The sequence below is a fragment of the Chryseobacterium gregarium DSM 19109 genome, from assembly GCF_000430845.1.
In the GTDB taxonomy this organism is placed as follows: Bacteria; Bacteroidota; Bacteroidia; order Flavobacteriales; family Weeksellaceae; genus Chryseobacterium; species Chryseobacterium gregarium.
The window spans coordinates 65200-88683 of record NZ_AUMU01000011.1; the positions used below are offsets into that span (position 1 = coordinate 65200).

General features: G+C 38.2%; 19 protein-coding genes. 11 read left to right on the plus strand and 8 right to left on the minus strand.

Annotation, left to right across the window (positions count from 1 at the left end):
- Positions 1–19: 19 nt before the first annotated feature.
- Positions 20–1414: an MATE family efflux transporter gene (locus H561_RS0113355; RefSeq protein ID WP_027387470.1), complete on the minus strand. Its 1395-nt coding sequence runs from the start codon at positions 1412–1414 to the stop codon at positions 20–22.
- A 151-nt stretch (positions 1415–1565) separates the two neighbouring features.
- Here H561_RS0113355 and H561_RS0113360 point away from each other — a divergent pair, with 151 nt between their 5' ends.
- The 9 genes from H561_RS0113360 to H561_RS0113405 all read left to right on the plus strand — a co-directional run bounded on the left by H561_RS0113360 (position 1566) and on the right by H561_RS0113405 (position 11168).
- Positions 1566–2162, plus strand: coding sequence for a DUF2975 domain-containing protein (locus H561_RS0113360; protein WP_027387471.1), 597 nt, complete (start codon positions 1566–1568; stop codon positions 2160–2162).
- 2 nt (positions 2163–2164) lie between these two features.
- Positions 2165–2371, plus strand: coding sequence for a helix-turn-helix domain-containing protein (locus H561_RS0113365; RefSeq protein ID WP_027387472.1), 207 nt, complete (start codon positions 2165–2167; stop codon positions 2369–2371).
- Positions 2372–2499: 128 nt separating this feature from the next.
- Entirely contained in the window at positions 2500–4686 is a 2187-nt protein-coding gene (locus tag H561_RS0113370) for a S41 family peptidase (protein WP_027387473.1), read from the plus strand.
- A 165-nt stretch (positions 4687–4851) separates the two neighbouring features.
- Positions 4852–6606 (plus strand): aspartate--tRNA ligase, encoded by a 1755-nt coding sequence (gene aspS / locus H561_RS0113380; protein ID WP_027387474.1) that lies wholly within the window; start codon positions 4852–4854, stop codon positions 6604–6606.
- 45 nt (positions 6607–6651) lie between these two features.
- Positions 6652–7197, plus strand: coding sequence for a hypothetical protein (locus H561_RS0113385; protein WP_027387475.1), 546 nt, complete (start codon positions 6652–6654; stop codon positions 7195–7197).
- A 68-nt stretch (positions 7198–7265) separates the two neighbouring features.
- Positions 7266–8051, plus strand: coding sequence for a non-homologous end joining protein Ku (gene ku, locus H561_RS0113390; protein ID WP_027387476.1), 786 nt, complete (start codon positions 7266–7268; stop codon positions 8049–8051).
- Positions 8051–8653 carry a DNA polymerase ligase N-terminal domain-containing protein gene (locus H561_RS0113395; protein WP_027387477.1) on the plus strand — a complete coding sequence of 201 codons (603 nt, stop codon included), beginning with the start codon at positions 8051–8053 and terminating at the stop codon, positions 8651–8653. Before ku ends, H561_RS0113395 begins: the two co-directional genes overlap by 1 nt.
- A gap of 71 nt (positions 8654–8724) precedes the next feature.
- Positions 8725–10605, plus strand: a complete 1881-nt coding sequence (ligD, locus tag H561_RS0113400; protein ID WP_027387478.1) for a DNA ligase D — start codon at positions 8725–8727, stop codon at positions 10603–10605.
- Between the two features lie 200 nt (positions 10606–10805).
- Positions 10806–11168 (plus strand): hypothetical protein, encoded by a 363-nt coding sequence (locus tag H561_RS0113405; RefSeq protein ID WP_027387479.1) that lies wholly within the window; start codon positions 10806–10808, stop codon positions 11166–11168.
- Here the strand turns inward: H561_RS0113405 and H561_RS0113410 are convergent, their stop codons facing one another.
- The 4 genes from H561_RS0113410 to H561_RS0113430 form a co-directional block, all read right to left on the minus strand.
- Complete coding sequence (locus H561_RS0113410) at positions 11169–11900, minus strand: SDR family NAD(P)-dependent oxidoreductase (protein ID WP_027387480.1); 732 nt, start codon at positions 11898–11900, stop codon at positions 11169–11171.
- Positions 11901–12149: 249 nt separating this feature from the next.
- Positions 12150–12515, minus strand: a complete 366-nt coding sequence (gene yajC, locus H561_RS0113420) for a preprotein translocase subunit YajC (RefSeq protein WP_027387481.1) — start codon at positions 12513–12515, stop codon at positions 12150–12152.
- 10 nt (positions 12516–12525) lie between these two features.
- Positions 12526–13050: a DUF1573 domain-containing protein gene (locus tag H561_RS0113425; RefSeq protein WP_027387482.1), complete on the minus strand. Its 525-nt coding sequence runs from the start codon at positions 13048–13050 to the stop codon at positions 12526–12528.
- A gap of 7 nt (positions 13051–13057) precedes the next feature.
- A complete protein-coding gene (locus H561_RS0113430) occupies positions 13058–13963 on the minus strand; it encodes a transcription antitermination protein NusB (RefSeq protein WP_027387483.1) in 906 nt (301 codons plus the stop codon).
- 91 nt (positions 13964–14054) lie between these two features.
- Between H561_RS0113430 and H561_RS0113435 the strand changes: the two genes are divergently transcribed.
- Together H561_RS0113435 and H561_RS0113440 are read left to right on the plus strand one after the other, a co-directional pair.
- Positions 14055–15716, plus strand: a complete 1662-nt coding sequence (locus H561_RS0113435; protein ID WP_027387484.1) for an ABC transporter ATP-binding protein — start codon at positions 14055–14057, stop codon at positions 15714–15716.
- Positions 15717–15815: 99 nt separating this feature from the next.
- Positions 15816–16151 carry a DUF3276 family protein gene (locus H561_RS0113440; RefSeq protein WP_002976288.1) on the plus strand — a complete coding sequence of 112 codons (336 nt, stop codon included), beginning with the start codon at positions 15816–15818 and terminating at the stop codon, positions 16149–16151.
- A 167-nt stretch (positions 16152–16318) separates the two neighbouring features.
- Here the strand turns inward: H561_RS0113440 and H561_RS24560 are convergent, their stop codons facing one another.
- The 3 genes from H561_RS24560 to H561_RS0113460 all read right to left on the minus strand — a co-directional run bounded on the left by H561_RS24560 (position 16319) and on the right by H561_RS0113460 (position 23463).
- On the minus strand, positions 16319–16462 hold the full coding sequence (locus H561_RS24560; RefSeq protein WP_449384738.1) for a DUF7737 domain-containing protein: 144 nt from the start codon (positions 16460–16462) through the stop codon (positions 16319–16321).
- A gap of 104 nt (positions 16463–16566) precedes the next feature.
- The gene (locus H561_RS0113450; RefSeq protein ID WP_027387485.1) at positions 16567–18048 is read right to left on the minus strand and encodes a T9SS type A sorting domain-containing protein; all 1482 of its coding nucleotides are present in this window, start codon (positions 18046–18048) and stop codon (positions 16567–16569) included.
- Positions 18049–18426: 378 nt separating this feature from the next.
- Positions 18427–23463, minus strand: a complete 5037-nt coding sequence (locus H561_RS0113460) for a DUF4132 domain-containing protein (protein ID WP_027387486.1) — start codon at positions 23461–23463, stop codon at positions 18427–18429.
- Positions 23464–23484: the final 21 nt, after the last annotated feature.

A 23484-nucleotide genomic window follows, 5' to 3' on the forward strand; every position in this document is an offset into this window, starting at 1 on the left:
TGTTAAAATTTTTATAAAACTAAACTTTTACGGTTTTCCATTTCCCTGTTTTAAATAAAATAAAAGCAACAACAGTAATGATGGTTTCTGCAGCAGGAATCGATATGAAAACTCCTTTAGGCCCCATTTCCAAATATTTTGACAGAAAATAAGCCAGCGGAATCTGAAACAGCCAGAACCCGAAAAGATTAACCCAGGTAGGCGTCCAGGTATCCCCGGCTCCGTTAAACGCATTGATCATCACCATACCGATGCCATAGAAAATAAATCCGATACTCATAATATGCAATGCATTTTTAGCAAAACTTTTAATTTCAGCATCCTGCGTGAAAAACCCTACTAAAAAGTCTCCCAAAAAGAAAAATATCAAACTTACAGTCGCCATGAATATAACATTGTATACTACCGTTTTCATCACGGACTGCTCGGCCCTTAGCATTTTGCCGGCTCCCATATTCTGTCCCACCAGAGTAGAGGCGGCATTGCTTAACCCCCAGGCCGGAAGCATAAAGAACATCATGAGCCGCAATGCAGTCTGATAGCCTGCCGATGCATTTTCACCTCCTGTAGTGGCCACCAGCTGAGCTAAGAAAATCCAGCTGCAGGAAGCGATCACAAACTGGAAAATTCCCGGTGTCGCAATTTTTACAACCGATTTTATCATTCTGAAATCCGGTTTAAAATAATGAGTCAGAATCCTAAGCCTCGTATCCGCAATCAGCAGGTGGTACAACTGGTATATCACGCCCAGACTTCTCCCGATGGTCATTGCCAAAGCAGCTCCTGTCAGACCCATTGCCGGGATCGGCCCGAAACCTTTGATTAAAACGGGACATAGAATAATGTTGGCAATATTGGCGATCCAGAGCGATTTCATGGCAATAGCTGCATTTCCGGCTCCCCTGAAAATCCCGTTGATCAGGAATAAAAGCATAATAATCACACTGCTCCCCATCATAATTCTTGTAAAATCTTTCCCGTAAGCCGCTGCTTCAGGTTTTGACCCCATCAGGATCAGGATTTCTTCTGCATAAACCACTCCGAAGAAACTTAAAACGACAGTGATGACAAGAGAAACCAATAAGACCTGTGCAGCGCTCCGGGAAGCCTGCTCAGGATTCTTCTCGCCGATCCTTCGGGCCACCACTGCTGTCGCAGCCATACTCATCCCGATGGCAATGGAATACATGACGGACAGTACAGATTCTGTAAGCCCAACGGTCTGGATAGCATACCCGCTTTCTTTCAGATGTCCGACGAAATATAAATCAACCAGCGCAAAAACAGATTCCATCGCCATTTCAAGCATCATCGGAATAGCCAGAAGAAGCACCGCGCTCCTTATGCTGCCCTGGGTATAATCCGCCTCTTCGCCGTTCAGCGCTTTCTTTATGAAGGCAATATATTTCGTCATTATCTTATCATTAAGTTTCCCGCAAAAGTATCGATTCATAAATAATTACCGCTTAGCATAGGAAAAGTTTTACCACATATTAAAATTTACAATAAACATTTATCGTAAAACAATAAATATTTATAAATTTGCAGTAATAAAATATTAATTCATGAAAATTATTGGAAAAAATTCTCTTTCACAATACATTAGCTATCTGCTTTTTTTATTATTCATTTTATTTGCGTTGCAATGTATTTATACACTTGTAGGTTTTGCTGTTTCATACTATAACTTTAAGACGGGAAACCATATACTTTCAGATTTTTTCATCATCGGAACTGACGTGGGCTGGTCTAGAAACAGATGGACACTACCAATGGATAATGTTATGAAATTCAAATTCTTTATCCCTTTCACTAAGTTGAATCTTGTAACGGGATTATTCAATTTAGGATCTGTACTCAGTAACATAACAAGCAGCATTTTTTTCTTACTCTTTTTCTATAGCAGCTGCCAGATTTTTAAAGGGATCAGCAGCGAAAATGTATTTAATGTCAAAGTCGTACTTTGGTTAAGAAGATTCGGATGGCTTAATATTATTTTTACAGTAGCTATGGTTACAATTAACTTTTTTAATGCAAAAGATATGTATGCCTTCACTTACTCCGGAATATCATTTCTTTTTTTTGGCGGATTAATATTATTCGTAGTAGAATTTTTCAAAAAAGGTCTTGAACTTCAAAATCAAGCAGATTTAACCATTTAGTTATGCCGATAATAATCAACGTAGACGTGATGCTTGCCAAACGCAAAATGCAGTCGCAGGAACTTGCCGAAAAAATAGGCATTACACAAGCTAACCTTTCCATTCTCAAGACAGGGAAGGCAAAGGCGGTTAAGCTCTCAACCCTGGAAGCCATCTGCAAAGCGCTGGATTGCCAGCCCGGAGACATCTTAGAATATGTAAGAGATTAAGATTCTTTAAGATTTAAACTTAAAATTTTCTGTTAAAGTAAACTTTAACATTATAAAATCATATTAACATTCTTATAAATCATTAGCGACATTAAATCTAACCGCTAGATTTGAAAAAATTTTTTACCATGAGAAAATATCTGATTATTCCTTTACTGGCAATGCAATTTATTTCTTTTGCCCAAAAGAAAACAGACAATCTGAATTTTGAAAAAGTAGACAACAATCTTCCTATAAGCTGGGATGTTTTTGGTGATGCAAAAGCAAAAGTTTTTGCCGATACTGCCGAAAAGCAGGAAGGAAAATTCTCTGCTGCCATTGAGTCTGATGAAAATAACGGTTTCAAAGCCCTTGGTTTCACACTTCCGGAAAATTATGCCGGAAAAAGAATAACCGTTTCAGGATACATTAAAACTGAAAATATCACAGACGGTTTTGCCGGACTTTGGATGCGTATCGATCCTCAGGTTGCTTTCGACAATATGCAGAACAAAGGGATTAAAGGCACTAAGCCATGGACAAAATATGAAATAACCCTTACTATGTCTCCCGAAAATTCTAATAAAATTGTTTTGGGAGCTCTATTATCTGGAAAGGGAAAGATGTGGGTTGATAACCTGAAAATAAGTATTGACGGAAAAGATATTAAAAAGGCGAAGGTTTTTGAAAAGAAACTAACCAAAGCAGATGCAGATAAAGAATTTGATAACGGTTCCAGAATAAGCCATCTCAATTTAGATCCAAACAGTATCAGCAACCTGAAAAGTCTCGGCCTGATCTGGGGATATTTAAAGTATTACCATCCCAATGTTGCGGCAGGAAACTATAACTGGGATTACGAACTGTTCAGAATCCTTCCAAAAATCAATGGTGTTTCCGCAACAGAAAGAGATCAGGTTCTGGCAAACTGGATTAATGGATTGGGAACTTTCCAAACCGAAAAATCACCTTTTCAAGACGAAAAAGATATAAAAATAAAACCGGACCTGGATTGGATTACAAATTCAGGATTTTCAAAAGAACTGGAAGAAAAACTGCTACAGCTTAAAAATGCAAAGAGACCAAAAGTAAACTATTATGTGGATTTTGTCAGTGGTGTTAAAAATCCAGATTTTAAAAACGAAAAAGCTTATGAAAACATGACTTATCCTGATGAAGGATTCCGCCTGTTGGCTCTTTACAGATACTGGAATATGATTCAGTACTATTTCCCTTATAAAAACCTCATCAATGAAGACTGGAAAGGCGTGTTGCCGGAATTTATCCCAACATTCTTAAACGCAAAAAACGAAACGGAATATACCCTTGCCTCATTAGAAATCATCGCAAGAATCCATGACACTCACGCAGGAATCTGGGGGAATAACAAAGTGCTGGAAAAATATTTCGGCGAAAGAAATCCTCCGATGAAAGTAATATTTACTGAAAACAAATTAATTGTTGATGATTTCTACAACGATAACGTGAGTAAAGAAAGCGGACTTCAGAAGGGAGATGTGATTACTGAAATCAATGGTGAAAATGTAGAAAATATTGTTAAGAACAGATTAAAATATACACCGGCTTCCAATTATCCGACCCAATTGAGAAATATAGCCTACAACATTTTAAAAAGCAATTCCGAAAAAATTGCCCTTACCATTTCAAGAAACGGAAATACAGAGACAAAAACAATAAAGACCTATTCTTTCAAAGAGCTTAATTATAAAAAGAAAGAAAACGAATTTTTAAAAATGCTCGACAGCAATATAGCATATGTCTATATGGGAAGTGTAGATTCCAAAAATCTTGATGATGTTTTTAATCAGATTAAAACCACAAAAGGCCTGGTGATTGATTTCAGGAATTATCCTTCTGATTTCGTAACTGTTAAAATGGGAAAACTACTCAAACAAAACCCTACGGAATTTGTAAAATTCACCAATACTGACAACAGTCAGCCCGGACTTTTCACTTTCACATCAAACCAGAAAATCCCCGGAAGCGGAAACAATTTTTATAAAGGAAAAATTGCTATTTTAATCAATGAGATCACGCAGAGCAGTGCAGAATACCATACAATGGCTTTCAGGACAGCTCCAAATTCTAAAATTTTCGGTTCTACGACTGCAGGAGCCGACGGAAATGTTTCAGATATTGCACTTCCAGGAAATATTTCAACCATGATCAGCGGAATCGGCGTTTATTATCCGGACGGGACAGAAACCCAGCGAATAGGAATCGTTCCCGATGTTGAGGTAAAGCCGACGGTTGACGGAATTAGAAACAATAAAGATGAAGTACTGGAAAAAGCGGTGAATTGGATTAAAGAATAATTTTAAAACCCAATGAGGCAAGTAATTTCAAACTCAGATGATCAAAAACTTCCTTCGGGGAGTTTTTTTGTTTCTAAAACTTTCAAAAAACCTATCTTTGCCAACGAAAAATCAGACCAAATTACAGTCTGATATCTGAAGTCTAATATCTAACATCTAAAACAAATGTTTCGATCGCACACCAACGGAGAATTAACGCTCAAAAATCTTAATGAAGAAGTTACACTTTCAGGATGGGTACAGACCATCCGGGATAAAGGATTTATGATTTGGATCGATCTCCGGGATCGTTACGGAATTACCCAGCTGGTTTTCGATCAGGACCGTTCTTCAGCGGAACTCATGGAACAGGCAAAAAAACTGGGACGTGAATTTGTGATTCAGGTAACAGGAAAAGTGATTGAAAGGGTAAGCAAAAACCCCAATATCCCGACAGGGGAAATTGAAATTTTAGTTGAAAAACTAACCGTTCTTAATGAATCCCAGCTTCCGCCTTTCACCATTGAAGAAGAAACAGACGGTGGTGAAGAATTAAGAATGAAATACCGTTACCTAGACATCAGAAGAGCGCCGGTGCGGGATAAACTGATTTTCCGTCATAAAATGGCGCAGAAAGTAAGGAATTATCTTTCAGACGAAGGATTTATCGAGGTTGAAACACCGGTTCTAATTAAATCTACGCCGGAAGGGGCAAGAGATTTCGTGGTGCCGAGCAGAATGAACCCGGGCCAGTTTTACGCATTGCCGCAGTCTCCGCAGACTTTCAAGCAATTACTGATGGTGGGTGGAATGGATAAATATTTCCAGATCGTTAAATGCTTCCGTGACGAAGATTTAAGAGCCGACAGACAGCCGGAATTTACACAGATCGACTGTGAAATGGCTTTCGTGGACCAGGAAGATGTGATGAATGTTTTTGAAGGCATGACGAAAACCCTGATTAAAGACATTACCGGACAGGAATTCGGGACTTTCCCGAGAATGACGTTTGCGGATGCCATGCAGAAATACGGAAACGACAAACCGGATATCCGTTTCGGGATGGAATTCGTAGAACTGAACGATTTGGTTAAAGGGAAAGATTTTAAAATATTTGATGAAGCCGAACTGGTTGTCGGAATCAATGTGGAAGGCTGTGCAGACTACACAAGAAAACAGATCGACGAGCTTGTTGACTGGGTTAAAAGACCTCAGATCGGCGCTTCAGGAATGGTTTGGGCAAAATTCCAGAATGACGGCGTTAAGACTTCTTCGGTCAATAAATTTTATAACGAGGAAGACTTAGCAAAAATTATTGAAAAATTCGGAGCGAAAGAAAGTGACTTAATGCTGATCCTTTCCGGGAACGAACACAAAGTAAGAACCCAGCTTTCTGCGTTGAGAATGGAACTTGGAAACCGTTTGGGATTAAGAAAAGGAGACGTTTTCGCACCGCTTTGGGTGGTGGATTTCCCCCTGTTGGAATTTGATGAGGAAAGCGGACGATACCACGCCATGCACCACCCGTTCACTTCTCCAAAACCGGAAGACATCCATTTACTGGATACAGATCCCGGAAAGGCAAGAGCCAACGCTTACGATATGGTGTTGAACGGAAATGAAATCGGCGGCGGTTCGATCAGGATTTTTGATCGGGAGCTACAGTCAAGAATGTTTGATTTATTAGGATTCTCAAAAGAAGAAGCGGAAGCGCAGTTCGGATTCTTAATGAACGCCTTCAAATACGGAGCTCCGCCTCACGGTGGCCTGGCATTCGGGTTTGACCGCCTGGTAGCGATTCTTGACGGAAACGAAGTGATCAGGGATTACATCGCTTTCCCTAAGAACAATTCAGGACGGGATGTAATGATTGATGCACCGGCGGCCATTGCTGATGAGCAGCTCGATGAACTGGAACTGAAATTAAATTTAAAAGCATAAATTAGAAGCGGGGGTTTTTCTCCGCTTTTTTTATTTAAATCAATCATGACCGAAGAAATTCTTACTTACAATACGCCAAACTCAGAAGAAATCTTATCAAAAATACAGCAATACGAATTTAAAAGGATTTGGAAAAATAACTTAAAGAAAAACTATAAAAACCTTTTTTGGGGAATTTCATTTCTTTTATTATTTGCTTTTATGCTTTTTTACAAAGAATATTTTGGGTACTTTTTCTTAGGCGTAGGATTAATGTATTTTGTTATTTTCTTCAATTATCTTTTACTGTATACAAAAGCCAAAAAAAAATTTAATGATCTTTTAAACAGAGAAATCAAAGCCCTAAATCAAAATTCAAAAGATGTTATTTGGGAATTTTCCCAAAAATATTTCTCATTTAAAAATTATAAGTCTGAGTATAAATTTACATGGGAAACAATTACATATTGTATAATAGATAATCAATATCTCTATATTAAAGTAGACCCATACATCAATGTCATTTTAGACAAAGCCAATGTTGGTGAACATAATCTTAATTTAACACTGCAATACCTTCAGGCTAAAGCTTGTTTCAAAGAACTTAATTAAATACCACACACGCCGCAAACATATTTACACGGCACAATCATTGTACGCTCTTATTGAAAATCAAGACAATGAAAGCAATCTGGAACGGCGCCATTGGCTTTGGCTTAGTCAATATTCCCGTGAAGATCTATTCCGCCACGGAAACTACCAAATTAGACCTCGACATGCTGGATAAATCCGACTATTCCAATATCAAGTTTAAAAGGGTCAATGAAAGCACGGGTAAAGAAGTGAAATGGGAAAACATTGTAAAGGGTTATCTTATGGATGATAAATATATCATTCTCAATGAAGATGATTATGAAGCGGCAAGCCCTGAGAAATCCAGGATTCTTTCTATTGACCAGTTTGTAAAGGAGGAGGAGGTTGACTCTATCTATTTTGAAAACCCCTACTATCTGGAGCCGCAGAAAAATGGTGAAAGTGCCTACCGGCTTCTACTGAAAGCGCTGGCCAAAACGGAAATGGTCGGTATCGGGACTTTTGTTCTCCGTGAAAGCGAAGCTATCGGCATGATTCGCCCTTACAACGATGACATTTTAGTCCTGAACCGGTTACGGTTCGCCCAGGAAATACGGGATTACAATGATCTTAAAATCCCGGCTAAAAAAGCACCTAAACCTGCCGAGCTTAAAATGGCCGTTAATCTTATCGAACAACTCTCCCAGGAATTTGACCCTGCAATGTACAAAGACTCCTATTCTGATGAGCTGATGAAGATCATCAAACAGAAAGCAAAAGGCAAGACCGTAAAATCCAAAAAGATTGAACCTGTCAAAGACGGTAAAGTAGTTGATTTAATGGCTCAGCTGAAAGCCAGTTTACAGAATTCTAAATCTAAAAATGCATCCTGATGGCTCTACAAGACTATAACAGCAAGCGAAAATTTGATGAAACCAGCGAACCTAAAGGTAAGGCTAAAAAAAGCAAGGATCAATTGATTTTTGTGATTCAGAGACATGCCGCTTCACGGCTTCATTATGACTTCCGGCTGGAAATGGACGGTGTCCTGAAAAGCTGGGCCGTTCCGAAAGGCCCGTCGTTAAATCCGAAAGACAAACGCTTGGCTATGATGGTGGAAGACCACCCTTATGACTATAAAGATTTTGAAGGGAATATCCCTGAAGGGAATTACGGAGCCGGACAGGTAGAAGTCTGGGACAGCGGAACCTATGAGCCTCTGGATGAAACCAGCAAGCTTTCTGATGAAAAAGAAATGCTTAAAGAATTAAAGTCAGGATCGCTGAAGTTTGTCCTGCATGGTAAAAAATTGAAAGGCGAATTTGCTTTGGTTAAAATGAAAAATTCCGAAGGCAATGCCTGGCTGCTCATTAAGCATAAAGATGATTATGCAGAAGAACATTACGATGCAGAAGAACATACTTCCTCCAAATCTGAAGTTTCTAAATTCCTTGAGGAAAAAAAAAGCCTAAAAACGGGCAAAAAACACACATAATCCCTTATAAAAGATTCAAAGATCCCGGTGGCCTGAATGAAGAGAAAAAACTTTCTTCTTTTATCCGCCCGATGCTTGCCAAACTTCATGATGAGGCATTTGACCATAAAGACTGGATCTTCGAAATCAAATGGGACGGCTACAGGGCCGTTGCCGACCTCAGCAAAGATGAACCACTGTTCTATTCACGAAACAGGATTTCCTTCCTGTCGAAATTTAAAAAAGTAACTGACGATTTCAGCAAACAGCAGCATAAAATGATCCTTGACGGTGAAATTGTGGCTTATGATTCCCATGGCAGGCCTAATTTCCAGCTGTTGCAGCAGGTTATGGATAATCCTGACCTCGCTTTGGTATACCAGGTTTTTGACCTGCTCTGGCTGAACGGGCATTCTACGGAAAACCTTCCGCTGATCCAGCGTAAAGAACTTTTAAAGGAAGCTTTAACCGAAACGGAAGCGATCCGCTATTCCGATCATGTCAATGAAAAAGGAATCAGTTTTTTTGAGGAAATGAACAAAATGAAGCTGGAAGGCATGATGGCCAAGAAAGCTGACAGCGTTTATACGGAAAACCACCGGACCACCGACTGGCTGAAAATTAAATTTTCCAATACGGACGAAACTGTTATCTGCGGCTTTACAGAGCCCAGAGGTTCCCGAGAAGGCTTTGGCGCCTTAATCCTTGGTAAATATATTGACGGCGAACTGATCTACTGCGGCCATACCGGTACCGGCTTCAGCCATGAATCCCTACTGGAAATTCATGAAAGGCTTGATAAAATCGCTGTTAAAGATTCGCCTTTTGAACATAAGCCTAAAACCAATTCCCCCGTTACCTGGGTGCGCCCGGAACTGGTGTGTGAAATTAAATATTCGGAAATTACCAACGACGGTATTTTCAGACATCCTGTTTTTCTTACGATCCGTGAAGATAAAGAACCGGGAGAAGTCACTGGTACCATCCGATCCATCACTGAAAAACCTGAAGATATGAAACCTAAAACTACTGTCCCGAAAAAAAATAAAGCGTCTGATGACGAAACAGAAATTACGCTAAACCGGCACAAGGTAAAACTCACCAATCAGGATAAAATCTATTTTCCGGAAGATGAGGTGACCAAAGGTGATATTGTAGAATATTACCAGTCGGTTGCAGAATATATTTTACCGTATCTTAAAAACCGTCCTTTATCATTAAATCGTTTTCCTAACGGCATTGAACAACAGGGGTTTTATCAGAAAGATGCCAGCGACAATATTCCGGATTGGATTAAGACAACCGAAGTATTCTCGGATTCTACTGATAAGTATATCGATTATATTATCTGTAATGACAAAGCTACGCTGGCCTATCTTAATAATTTAGGCTGTATTGATATGAACCCGTGGAACAGTGCAATCCCTGACCTGGAACATCCGGATTATCTGGTGCTTGATTTAGATCCTTCAAAAAAGAATACTTTCGATGATGTTATTGAAACGGCTTTGCAGGTCAATGAGGTTTTAAAATCCGTTCAGATAAAGGGATACTGCAAAACTTCAGGCAGCACCGGAATTCACATTTATATTCCGATGGGCGGAAATTACGATTACGACCAGGTAAAAGATTTTGCCTACATCCTGATGAAACAGGTCCATGAAAAACTTCCGGAAATCACCACGCTTGAGAGGAGCCTGCAGAAAAGAAGCACGGATAAAATCTATCTGGATTATCTTCAGAACCGGCAGGGACAAACGTTAGCCAGTGTCTACAGCATAAGGCCGAAAGAAGGCGCATCCGTTTCTGTGCCGCTGGAATGGTATGAGGTAAAGCCGGGCTTAAAATCAACTGATTTTACTATACACAATGCCTTGGAAAGAATCAAGGAAAAAGGCGATCTGTTTAAACCGGTTTTAGGAAAAGGGATTGATATGATGAAGGCGTTGGAATTGTTGCAGAATATGGAGTAATTCCTTAATTTCGGCAATCTTTAATACAGCTAATAATCATGGATCAAAATACTGTTATCGAATTTGCTTTCAATGAAAAATCAGAACTTTTATTTTAAATATGTCTGGAAAAAAGATTTAAAAGCTGGTTAAAAATTACAATCTGTGCCATTATATTTTTATTCTTAGGATTTTATCCAATAGAAAATTTTGACACAAGTTTGCTCTACTATTATTTTAAATATGGCGGAATTTTTCTTGCTGGTCTTTCTATTATTTTGATTTTCAATTACTTTACTTCTAAAAAGAAATTCAAAAAGGAAATTAATAAAAAGATTGAAAAATTTAAATTTAAAGATGATCCTCATTTTATAATACTCAATGAGAAAGAAATAGAATTTAAAAATCCGTCGACAACTATAAAATCTATTTGGGAAAACACTTCATATATATTGTCCGGTGATTATATGATTATTACTCCTTTAAATAATTTATGCTTCATAGTACATAGGTCTGAAGTTACTCAAGAAAAATTTAAAACTATATTAGAATACCTTCAGAAAAATTCTAAGGCAACAAAATAATTAAGGCAGTTTCGCCACCAGGCTTTCCGGCAACACTTTTAAAATCAGATAGATCATTTTCCATTTAAGATTCGGGACAATAATAAAAGAATTTCCTGCATTGATAATATGTTTTGCCACGTAATCAGGTTCCATGATCAAATATTCATTCAGCCTTAATCCTTTATTGATTTTGGTCCGGATATATCCAATGACCAGAGCATTGACTTTAATATTCCGTGAAGTTAATTCCTGTCTCAAACCTGCTAAATAAGTAGTGAAAGCTGCCTTTGTGCTCCCGTATACGAAATTGCTTTTTCTGCCCCGTATTCCCGAAAGTGAAGAAAGCCCGATGATTCTTTCTAATTTTTTATTGCTTTCATCCATGGCAATGATATTCAAGATGGAAACGGCTCCCATATAATTGACCATCATCATCTGCTGAGCGCTCCTAAAATCTCTTAATGCGTCTTCATTACCCACCAGAAAACCTGCTGCATACACTACAATATTAGGTCTTGTAGTAAGGTCATCGTAAAATTTCTGATGTGAATCAAAATCAACGGCATCGAAATATAAAACCGTCACTTCTGCACTCAGGTTATTTACCTGTATAAATTCATCCAATGATTTTGTATCTCTGGAAGCCGCGAGTACGGTAAATCCTTTCGCAGTGTACTGTCTGATGCATTGTTTGGCAACGTCTGAATTGGCACCGAGAATGAGAACGGTTTTGTGAGGATCAGATTTCATCAGGCAAAGGTAATGTAAACCGTAAATTTAAGGAAAGATTGTGTGTAATTATAAAAACATCGGATGCTTTGCACTGAACCCTGGGGGAAGATCTCAGTTTATGTGTGTATCTTAAATCAGGTCAGGAATTAACTTTATACAATAGATGTGAACTCCAGGTTTATAAAAAAACAAGTAATACGATCATAAAAAGTTTCGGCGGGGTGAGCTTTGCTCACCCCGCCGAACCGGATATTGTAAACTGAAAAACTAGTTTTTCTCAGTCTCGATTTCTTTTTTGTCTGCAGATTTCTCTGCCGTTTTTGTCTTATCTCCGAAACGTGTCTCCGTAAATTCTCTTGAAACAGCTGCTTTTTCGAATTTCAGTTTTCCTGATAAAGTTTCAATGACAAAACCGTCATCCTGAACCTGGGCAATTCTCCCGTGAAGACCTGATGTAAGGACTACCCTTGTCCCCACTTTTAGGGTTTCCTGAAAACTTTTTTCCTGCTTCTGCTTTCTCATCTGAGGCCTGATCATCAGGAAATAAAACCCTACGAACATTACCCCCATCATGATCAGCATCATGGATGAATTTCCTCCCTGGGCAGGAACCTGTAAAAAAACGGATAATATACTCATGGTATTAAGGTTGGATATTCGCAGTGAATGTTAACTTAACCGGTGCTTTTTCTACGTTGGCAAATACATCGGCATATTTATTAACGTTTCCTTCAAAGTTCGATGAATCGAAATGCAAGGTAATTTTTCCTTTTTTACCAGGCATAATCGGTTCTTTCGTAAAATCAGGAACTGTGCATCCGCATCCGGGTTTTACTTCAGAAATCACCAAAGGATTGGTCCCGGTGTTGGTCACTTCATATACATGTTCTACTTTATCCCCTTTTTTAATCTTCCCGAAATCAAAGTTGCTTTCAGAAAGAGCAATCGTGGTTGACGGCTGGCTGGAAGCCGGAGCAGCTGTTGCCTGAGCTGAAACCGGAGTGGCAGCAGAAGAATCAGTAGGAACTGTAGCAGGGGCGCGGGCGCCTGATGCCGTAGAATCAGCAGGAGCGGTTTCCGTAGCTGCCGTTTCTTTATTTTCCTTTTTGCATGAAACTAAACCAAGGCCTATGATAGACAAGGCGATAATTGATAACGTCTTTTTCATAACTAATTTATATTCTATTTTGATCTTTACAATATTTATCTAAAATTCCGTTAACGAAGATATTTGAACGGTCCGTCGCATATACTTTGGCAATTTCGATATACTCATTAATAATAACTCTTGAAGGGGTAAAAGGAAAATTATCCAATTCCGTAATTGCTGTTGACAAAATAACTTTATCCATCAGGGCTACCCTTTCCAGATCCCAGTTTTCCAGCCTTTCTTTCAGTTTCTTCTCATTATTTTCCCAGCTGTCCAGCGTATTTCTCAATAACTTTAAAGCAAACGTTTTATCCTCATCATCCTTAATCATTTTAATTAAAGTTCTGCTTTCTTCATTTTCTTTCAGAAAACCAATGGTTTTCTGAACCATTGAGTTGGCAATGTGGATATCATCATACCAGGAAATTTCCCGGTCTCCAAGATAATCATGAAAATCATCATTTTCTGCAATATATCTTAAAAACAGTTTTCCGATGAATTTCTGGTCTTCTTCAAAAGAATACCCTTCTTCTTTCATAAAATCCTGATATCGCTTTCCCCCCGTCATTCTCTGAAACGTTTTCACCAAAAGATCATCGTGCAGATCCCATTTCAGTTCTTTATGCTGACCTGTAAAAAATAACCGTTCAGGATTTTCTTCCAGTTTCTGTAAGACCTGATTGTTGATGAATTTTTGATTAGGATTGGTATTTGCATCAGATTTGATGTATTTGTTCTTCCCAATTTCAATCTGGTTTTCTGCCAGTTCTTTAAGAGCAACGAGAAAATTCAGTTCATAAATATAGAGATGATAGATTTTCTCTATTCCAGTAAACATATTTTTCTCTAATACGTCAAACTTTATGGGGTTTTGATAATACGAGTACACAGCCTGTACTGCTTTTTCACGGATTTGTCGTCTTCCTAACATTCAAAGAGCTTTTTATGGGGGCAAAGATACAAAATTTAAAATGGATGAAATTCTCTGGCTGAAGACATTTTTCGTAATTTTGTAAAACTTTATGAAAGCGTTAAAAACCCTGAACCCCTATTTCTGGAAACACAAAATATTATTATTTTGGGGGGTATTATTCATCATTACCAGTAATTTTTTCAACATCTATAAAATCCAGTTCGTGGGGAAATCCGTTGATGAACTCACCAAGAACGGAAATCTCGGATTCAACCAACAGGTTCTGGTCTATGTAGCCATTATTGTCGGCTGTTCTTTACTTACGGGATTTTTCACCTTTATGATGCGGCAGACGATCATCGTAGCCTCAAGACGGATCGAATATGAACTGAAAAATAAAATCTACCGCCATTATCAGGATCTTTCTTTGACGGATTATAAGCAGACCACAATCGGAGATTTAATGAATCGTCTAAGCGAAGATGTGGTTGCAGTACGGATGTATCTCGGCCCTGGCGTGATGTACGTGGCGAATCTGATCGTACTTGTCATCATTACGGCCATCTATATGCTGAAGACCGATGTTTCCATGACCCTCTGGACATTGCTTCCGCTTCCTATTTTATCGTATGCGATTTATAAAGTAAGTTCTGTGATCAACAGAAAATCGAAGATTATGCAGAAAAGCCAGTCTGCTATTTCAACTTTTGTCCAGGACAGCTTTTCAGGGATCAGAGTGGTTAAATTTTTTGCCCGTGAACAATATATTGAAAAGAATTATGGCGTAAAAGTGACCGATTATCAGGACAAAGCCCTTGATCTGGCTAAAACGGAAGCCTACTTTTTTACCATCATCCTGTTTGTCATCGGGCTGCTGAATGTTGCCATCATATGGATCGGCGGCCAGAAATATATCGCCGGAGAGCTGAGTATCGGTAAAATTGCCGACTTCTTTATGTATATCAATACCCTGATTTTTCCTTTCTCTATGGTCGGCTGGGTAACTTCCGTGAATCAGAGGGCAGAAGCATCCATGCAGAGAATCAATGAATTTATGGATAAAAAATCCGATGTCGTCAATAACAATTTTGAAAAATATCGCATTAAAGGCAATATTGAATTCAGGAACGTTTCTTATGTGTATCCCAATACAGGAATTAAAGCACTCGACAACATCAGCTTTACCGTAAAAGCAGGAGAATCTTTAGCCATTATGGGGAAAACCGGAAGCGGGAAATCTACCATTGCCCTTCTGCTGTGCAGGCTGATTGATCCTACAGAGGGTGAAATTTTAATTGACGGCAGGAATCTGAAGGAACATAATCTGGAGAATTACAGAAATTCCATCGGATATATTCCGCAGGAAAGTTACCTCTTCTCCGATTCTATTGAAAACAACATCGGTTTCGCCATTGACCGGCCTACCCATGAACAGGTAGTGGAATATGCAAAAATCGCTGATGTTGATAAAAATATAACAGGGTTTAAAGAACAGTACAAAACAATGGTAGGGGAACGCGGCGTCATGCTTTCGGGAGGCCAGAAACAGAGAATCTGCATTGCGAGAGCCCTTATCAAGAACCCGAACATTATTATTTTTGACGATTCTTTATCTGCTTTGGATACCGAAACAGAACAGAATATTCTTGAAAATATTGACAGGAAAATCATTGATGCAACCTCCATAATTATCACACACAGAGAGTTCAGTGCCCAGAGAGCAGATAAGATTATCAACCTTACGGAAATTAACAATTCCTTAACCGCATAGCGGTTTCATTCACAAATGTTAAATAAATCATAAAAATAATTTTGTGATTAAAAGAAAACTTTTATATTTGTTCTTAACAAGATTAAAAAATATCTAACAATGAGTGAATACAAGGAACGCCATGAAAATGAAATTTTCACTAAGGTGTTAAAAGCAGGGAGAAGAACTTATTTCTTTGATGTGCGCGAGACGAAAGCAGGGGATTATTATCTTACGATTACCGAAAGTAAAAAGAACTTCGGAGAAAATGGAGAAGCCACATTTGAGAAACACAAAATTTATCTTTATAAAGAGGATTTCAAAAGTTTCCAGGAGATGTTTAATGAATCTACAGATTTCATCATTAACGAAAAGGGAGAGGATGTAATATCAGAAAAGCATGACAAAGACTTCAAAAGCAGATCATACACGATTGATTCTGACGACGAAGTTTAAAATAATTAAAAAAAACACAAGCATCTGAAAAAGATGCTTTTTTTGTGTTCAAAATTAGAAAATCTACTTATTAAAGGTACACTTTTATCAGTGTACCTTTATCATTAGCAAGCTTTTTAAAAAACTCACTCTTTATCTGGGAAAGTATTGTAGGATCCTGAATTTCATTATCTTTTGCCAATAATAAAAACTTTAGATAAAACTTCAGCAGATTTAGGATCGTCATCTGCAAAAGGTAAAAACAACCTTCCTCTATGCTGTGAATGCACCGGAAGAATCGATAAATATTTCCCAGGATTGGTGAAATTCATTCTTCGACACGAGGTCGAAAAAAATCATAAAAAAAGTCTGTTTTCACTAGTTGTGAGACAGACTTTTATTGATAAAAACAGCTTTGGTAAGCTTTATATTTATTTTATTTTTTAACAATTTTAAATGTTTTCACTTCATTATCAGAAGTTACTTTTACTAAATAAGTTCCAGCAACTAAATTAGAAGTATCAATTTTAAATTCTTTAGCATTTAATTCCTTAACAAACACTTGCTGACCTATCATATTATAGATTACTACAGAAGTAATTGTTTTATCATAAGAAAGGTTTAAAAAATCTTTTACAGGATTTGGGAATAATAATGGGCTAGATTTAGATTGAGCAAAAGAATCTGAAGCTAAAATACCGTTTAAATTATAAACTCGAACATGACCTGAATTGGTACCGTTTCCGTCATTATAATTGGAACCAACAGCTAAAATACCTTCATCTGATGACAAGGAAATACCATAACCACAATAGTCACCTGCAGCTTCTCCATTAATATCCGAGCCTATTTTTGTCCATACACCTGAAATATTACGATAAACACGAACATGACCTGAATCAGTACCGTTTCCATCATTTTGATAAGCACCAATAGCCAGAATGCTTCCGTCTGCTGATAAAGAAACGCTATGACCACTATAATCATTTGCAGCTTCTCCATTAATATCAAATCCTATTTGTGTCCACACACCTGAAACATTACGATAAACGCGAACATGACCTGAATCAGTACCATTTCCATCATTTAGACGTGCGCCAATAGCTACAATACTGCCATCTGAAGATAAAGCAACACTTCTGCCACTTTGATCATTTGCGGCTTCTCCATTAATATCAGCTCCTATTTTTGTCCAAACACCTGATACATTTTGATATACACGAACATGACCTGAATCAGTACCGCCTCCATCATTTTGAGCGGCACCAATAGCTACAATACTTCCATCCGATGATAAGGCAATATTATAACCGCTATAATCATTTTCAGCTTCTCCATTAATGTCAGCTCCTATTTTTGTCCAAACACCTGATATATTTCGATACACACGAACATGACCTGAATTAGTACCGTTTCCTCCATTATATCGAGCGCCAATAGCTACAATACTTCCATCTGATGATAAAGAAATACTTTCACCACTTTGATCATATGAAGCTTCTCCGTCGATATCAGCACCTATTTGTGTCCAAACACCTGATACATTTTGATACACACGAACATGACCTGAAAGATTACCATTTCCATCATTTGCATTAGCACCAATAGCTACAATATTGCCATTTGATGATAGAGAAACACAAACACCACTTAAATCAACATTTGCTTCTCCATCAATATCAGCACCTATTTGTGACCAAACACCTGATACATTTTGATACACACGAACATGGCCTGCATCATCAGTACCACTTCCATTATTTTGAGCGGCACCAATAGCAATAATATTTCCATTTGATGATAAAGAAACACTCCTACCACTATAATCATTTGCAGCTTCACCATTAATATTTGATCCTATTTGAGTTTGTCCAAAACAAAATAATGGGAATAATAAAACAATAATTGTTTTTTTCATAATTTATTTAATTTGAATTCTTTTTCAGATGATTTTTTTGTTTTTAATAACAACACATCATTATGATGATTTTTCATGTTGTGGACTGCAAAAATATACTTTCTTTATGGAGGGGTCAAACAATTAATTAAAATTTGAATACCACATAGTGTTTTATTAATAAATATTAGTAATGACGCAAAAACTTAAAAAAAACACTGAACTTATTTAAGAAAAATCCCCATTACCTAGCCTGAGATTAAATGCACCAAGAATTTATTAAATAAAGTACTGCATTTTAGAATAAAATATGATTTAAAGTGGAATGTAGGAATATTATAAAATAAAAAAGTACACTTTTAAAAAAGTGTACTTTTTTAGTTCCGGAATTTTAAAATGTCACATCACTTCTCTCCTGATTTGAGATAGGATTGTGGGGTCCTGTATTTCACTGTCTCTTGCCAATAACAAGACTTTAGACAGCACTTCAGCAGATTTCGGGTCATCATCCGCAAAAGGCAGAAACAGTCTTCCCCTGTGCTGGGAATGAACAGGAAGAATCGAGAGATACTTCCCCGGGACCTGATGCACAACGGCACTGCCCAGATGCACGCTGTATTCTGCCATCTGCCCTTTAATCAATACATGGGATCCTTCAATGCTTATATTATCCAGATTAAATAATCTTGCCGTTTCCTCCATTAATACAGCCCTCATTTCAACAGATGAATGGCTGGCTTCCGGATCTACTCCGCCTACATGGGCCACGGAAACCACCAAATCTATATCACGCATCACTTCTGAAAACACCCTGGAATTAATTTCTTCAAAAGGAATATTCTTATAATCTTTCAAAGAATGGAATTCTATGGTTTCCAGTGTCGGACTTTCCACGTCAGCCGGTGAAAACCAATCTGCCACCGCGTATAGCTTTACCTGGAAACCTTCTTTATGGTACACCTTCTGCAGACCTTCTTCATAATCCACTTTCCAGCCTCTTGTTTTTAATAAAGCCAATGCCTGTTTCGGCTGAATCTGATGTCCCGCATAACGGCGGGATACCGATTTTTCCTGCAATTCATCCGGAGTGGGAATATATAGTTCCCTGAAAATCTGTTTAAATGGCTGAATCAGTTTTTTATTAAAACAGTAATGCTGGAAATCACTCCAGACCGAATACTGATGCAGATCTACACAGTGAGCAATCCTTAGGGTATTAGCTTCCCTTAACTCATGAATTTCACCCTGGGCATCGACCAAATTCCCGTCGTGGAAAAACCCCATCTTATAATCATCTGAAATAAATACCAGTTTTTCCAGATGCTTTACAATAACCGGATGTTCAAAAAGATTGATGATTTCCGCATACAGGAATTCGTCGCCCCGTACCATGGCTTCTTCCAGCCCTTTCCGGGAACGGCTCCACTGTTCGCGCATAATTTTCCGGTTATTTGCCAATTCTACGACAGCCGGATCTTTTTTAATTTTCGGGGGAATTGATTTTAACTGTTTATCATCTCTGAAAACCGCCAAATCCGCTTTTCCGTCTTCTTCAATAAATAAGCCGACCGTAACACCGTCAATGGTCACCTGGGTTTCTTTTGACAAAAGATTCTGAATCTGTCTGGTTTCCATTGCCCAGGTTAACCGGATCGGATCCGGATATCCTGCATTCCGGGCTAAGTTTTCCAGCGCTACACGAATTGCCAATGCTTCGCTTGCCTGCTTCATCGAGCCGAATTCTTTACTTTCTTTTTTAAACTGCTGAATATATTCGTACCGGCTTAAAACATCTTTTTCAGGATTTGTCTTGCTTAAAGGCACCAATCCGTACACCCGGAGATAATCCTGATCACGTTTATCTTTTACTTTCGCGGTAACTTCCTTTATTTTTAAGCTTCCCGTTAAGGTATCAGAATACAATCTGGCTCTTCGATGCCCGTTTCCGTCAGAAATATATTTCGCTGAATCGTATAACATTTCCCACCGTGTTTTTCCCAGTTCTTTATAGGCCTTTGTAAACCAGTCTTTATCCACAGCACCATCCTGAAATTCCTGGACATCTACCGAGGAATATTTCGCCACCTCACTCTCAAGACCTGAATTCTGCGCCTGATAAGAATTTGTTTTTGTATGGGCATGCATCCACCAGATTGCAGAATCCAAACCTTTCCATCCTAAATAATTACTGATCAGCTGCTGCCATTGCGGAGCATAGACCGCAGCCTGAATCAGACGAAGTTCTGTAATGTTTTCTTTCTTCAGCATCTCGTTAAATGACTTCTGCGTATCGGTTTCCAAAGGGAAACAATTAGTGAGCAGATAAGAAAACAATTTCTGCTTTGTCATACTGTCACTGCTATAACTGTAAATATAATTTGCATACAGATTGCCTTTTCCCAAACCTTTCAGAATTTGCACAAAACGTTCAGCGCCATAAATCGACTGGAATTCCTGGACAAAATGAGAAACCGAAGTACCTGCGTCGCCGCGAATCAATTCTATATCCAGAAATTTATTTTGAATTTCATCAACGATCGGTTTCAGGAAAGGAAATGCTTCCAGGTATTTTTCGCTATTATGATAGAATTTCGTTGTCGTAAGATCTCTGATGGCTCTGTCTGCCGTAAAAATCCCTTCATATAATTCATCTTTGGTAATGATCTGCAGTTCATATGCTTTGCAGAACAGATACAAAGCAGGAACTGTATGTTTTATGTTTTCTTCCAGTCCGTTGAACTGCATCCATCGGTATAAATTCCAGACCTTTACAAACTGTTCATTATTCAGCTTCTTCAATGGAATCGCCTGTAAAAATACATTGAAAAAGCCCTGGTGCTGCCAGCCGTCTCCATTGTAGCCGTAATAATAATCCTCTCGCTTTGCTTTATAGCTGATCACCTCTTTTGGAAGATTGGCAAAAAGAGTACTGGACGCACCGATCAGAAAATCATTCCGTTCCTGAAATGGAAATTTATATTCCAAAGATTCGAGAATCGTTTTAATCGGATTATTCCAGTAGTAATCATTTTTAAGAGGGTTCGGGATAATATCTTTGTGATAAAACACATAATTTTCAAGGAAATCCCGGAATTTTTTGCGGTCACAATTATCTGCAAATGTAAGCAGAAATAAGTCTCTGGGTTCCAGCCCGGAATCTTTAAACCATTGTTCCCAGACCTCATGCAAAGGGTAGTTTTCTGCCAGCTGCTCACCAGTAAAACCATCCGTATTTCTTTTGATCTGACGAAAGCTGTTGCCCATCAATTCCTTTGTTAAAGAACCGTTCCAGTCTTCTGTTTCGTATTCATAGTTCTTATGTTCAAGAAACAGCTCATACAGTTTTTTTAATTCCTTTTTAATATGACTCTGCGGTTGCGTAAAACCATATTGATCATTTTTTGTTGCTCTTGCATACACTGAATCAGCATCTACTTTTGGCAGTTCATATTTTGATTTAACCGAAGGATCGTAGAAGCCAAAACCGTTTTCGGCAGAAAGAACCTCTTTATTCCCGGAAGGATTTAACTGATCCAGTAAGCCCTGCTCTCTTTCAGAAATTTTTGTTTTTTCTGAATACTGCTGAAGCCACTGATTGGTCTGAGCCGGCATTCTCTTGTCTTTCTGAAGCTGAAGCATGATATCCAGCGATGCTGTTCTCTGCTCTATATCACCTTTTGCCATCAATTCACTGACTAAAGGTTCCAATACGGCATCTTCCTGTTTCGTCATCAGCTCGATAAGTTTTTTACGGAGGCTGCCGCCTTTTCTTTTAAACAGATCATAGAAAGTCATTATCTCTTCTTCATTCAGGGGATTTTGCTGCAATACATTAATTCCTGAAGCCACCATAGATTCTCCCCTGTCTTTTATGATTTTAAAGGCAAATTCTTTTTGGAAAGGGGTAACCGCTTTTTTCTTTTTCTCAAAATTATAGGAATAAGAATAACAGTAGAAGTCATCCAGGATATTTCTAGTTAACTGCTCACGTAACGGCAATTCAAACTGATCAAAATAGGACAATACCAAATCCAGTTTTTCGCGGTCTTCACCTACCAGATAGAACATGGATGCATACAGATCGCTTTTATTAAATACCGCATTCTGCCACGAGAAAACTTTTCCTTCAAATTTCTTTTCCTTAACCTCTATGGTCTGGGAAAATTCATGAAGTTTTTCAAAGAGGTCCGGATAATCAGGATGATTGATATAAAACTTTGTTCTTGCATTGGCATTTAAGAGCGAAACCAATGCTTTCCCTGCGAATGCCAGTACCTGAAGATCACCATCAATTATCGCTTTATAAAGGATCGGCATCTCAATATAAGGATCGCCGGTTTCTGTCGCAAACTTTATAGCCAGACACTTTTTTTCCACATTCCCTTTATCAAATAACTGATTCAGATAAGGAACTGTTTTTTCAACATCCCACACGCCCTGAACCCAAAGTGCCATATAAACTTCATTGTTATTTTTGCTTTTTACAGCTTCGGAAATCTGTTCAGGGTTGCTGAAATAATTATTCGCCAGTGAAACGATATTTTTCACAACAGTTTCTTTTTCAGACTCCCAGCCGAGGCCTGTCCAAGTTCCGACAGCACGTACTGCAGATGAGAAACGAGTAAGTTTATTTTCGACGATTACATTAACCATATATTGCAGTGCTTCCGTCCCGGTTTCGTCCAGGGATTCTAAAACGGTCTGCCTTAAACCTTCCTGACGCTGGGCTGCCAATAAAAGTTTTTCCACCAGTTCCCAACAATGCTTTTGCTCACTGTTCAGTAAAGCCTGAATGATATTTCGAGAAACTTTCCCTTCGGGGTGCTTATTGAAAATAATATCTTCAATTAACTGATAAATTTTTTTATTCCCCGTATCGATGGCCGCCGACCAGATATAAAACTGGCTCGAATTATTTGACAGCTGGTTATCATAAATAATCTGCTCCTCCAGCGAAAGATCGTAGGATTGATAACCCGAACTGTATGAATAAACAGTCGGAAGCTCCAATAAAGACCTGAGTAAATTGACCTGATTCAGCAGAACAAATTTTTCATTATTCGGGGCACGGAATGAACGGCGGTTATAACCTGTCTGGTACATTTTGTAAGGCATTCTATTCCAAGCATATTTTACCAAGCTTGCGTGATTACCAAAAAAATATACCAGCAATTCATAATAATCCTGATCTTCCCAGATATCAGCTTTGATATATTTTTTTAATTTTTCAGCTTCCGTGGAGCCGAGCGTAATTTCTTCATAATAATTATTTTTGCTCAGGAACAACAATCCGAGTTCCGCCACTTCTTTTTTCAGTTTGGGTTTAGAAAAAAGTTTGGAAAGCAGTCCTTTTTCCGCCTGTTCCTTGAGATCTTTCTTTAACTTCTTGTGATAGTCAACAATTTTTTTCGATTTTAATTTTTCGCTGATTTCCATAGTGTAGATGTGTGATTTAGT

Coding starts and splice junctions, on each gene's coding strand:
- H561_RS0113355 (WP_027387470.1), bottom strand. CDS start 1,414: ATGACGAAATATATTGCCTTCATAAAGAAAGCGCTGAACGGCGAAGAG.
- H561_RS0113360 (WP_027387471.1), top strand. CDS start 1,566: ATGAAAATTATTGGAAAAAATTCTCTTTCACAATACATTAGCTATCTG.
- H561_RS0113365 (WP_027387472.1), top strand. CDS start 2,165: ATGCCGATAATAATCAACGTAGACGTGATGCTTGCCAAACGCAAAATG.
- H561_RS0113370 (WP_027387473.1), top strand. CDS start 2,500: ATGAGAAAATATCTGATTATTCCTTTACTGGCAATGCAATTTATTTCT.
- aspS (WP_027387474.1), top strand. CDS start 4,852: ATGTTTCGATCGCACACCAACGGAGAATTAACGCTCAAAAATCTTAAT.
- H561_RS0113385 (WP_027387475.1), top strand. CDS start 6,652: ATGACCGAAGAAATTCTTACTTACAATACGCCAAACTCAGAAGAAATC.
- ku (WP_027387476.1), top strand. CDS start 7,266: ATGAAAGCAATCTGGAACGGCGCCATTGGCTTTGGCTTAGTCAATATT.
- H561_RS0113395 (WP_027387477.1), top strand. CDS start 8,051: ATGGCTCTACAAGACTATAACAGCAAGCGAAAATTTGATGAAACCAGC.
- ligD (WP_027387478.1), top strand. CDS start 8,725: ATGCTTGCCAAACTTCATGATGAGGCATTTGACCATAAAGACTGGATC.
- H561_RS0113410 (WP_027387480.1), bottom strand. CDS start 11,900: ATGAAATCTGATCCTCACAAAACCGTTCTCATTCTCGGTGCCAATTCA.
- H561_RS0113425 (WP_027387482.1), bottom strand. CDS start 13,050: ATGAAAAAGACGTTATCAATTATCGCCTTGTCTATCATAGGCCTTGGT.
- H561_RS0113430 (WP_027387483.1), bottom strand. CDS start 13,963: ATGTTAGGAAGACGACAAATCCGTGAAAAAGCAGTACAGGCTGTGTAC.
- H561_RS0113435 (WP_027387484.1), top strand. CDS start 14,055: ATGAAAGCGTTAAAAACCCTGAACCCCTATTTCTGGAAACACAAAATA.
- H561_RS0113440 (WP_002976288.1), top strand. CDS start 15,816: ATGAGTGAATACAAGGAACGCCATGAAAATGAAATTTTCACTAAGGTG.
- H561_RS24560 (WP_449384738.1), bottom strand. CDS start 16,462: ATGAATTTCACCAATCCTGGGAAATATTTATCGATTCTTCCGGTGCAT.
- H561_RS0113450 (WP_027387485.1), bottom strand. CDS start 18,048: ATGAAAAAAACAATTATTGTTTTATTATTCCCATTATTTTGTTTTGGA.
- H561_RS0113460 (WP_027387486.1), bottom strand. CDS start 23,463: ATGGAAATCAGCGAAAAATTAAAATCGAAAAAAATTGTTGACTATCAC.